Source organism: Bacillus sp. SIMBA_008 (genome assembly GCF_046535495.1).
In the GTDB taxonomy this organism is placed as follows: domain Bacteria; phylum Bacillota; class Bacilli; order Bacillales; family Bacillaceae; genus Bacillus; species Bacillus subtilis.
The window spans coordinates 1-264 of record NZ_JAWRWL010000636.1; the positions used below are offsets into that span (position 1 = coordinate 1).

General features: G+C 50.8%; 1 pseudogene. It reads right to left on the bottom strand.

Annotated features, from left to right (window positions below):
• Positions 1 to 264: pseudogene (locus tag SB658_RS24765) on the bottom strand (MFS transporter); the annotation flags it as partial.

Genomic DNA, 264 nt, shown 5'->3' on the forward strand with positions numbered 1-264 from the left:
CAGGATTCTTGTCAATCATACCTTTAAACTGGGCGGCAAAGGCACTTGCCTGTTTCGGGAGTGAGTCTAAGTAAGGCACCATTCTGTCGGTTAAAAGGCTTCCTGATCTGGCATTCATGACAGCGCCGAGCACCGTAATGCCGAACGTTCCCCCGATCATCCGGAAAAATTGGCTTGATGAAGTCACAACGCCCAGCTCTTCTTTTGAAAACGTTTCTTGCAGAGCGAGTGTGAGAAGCGGCATGACGAGCCCCATTCCCAGAC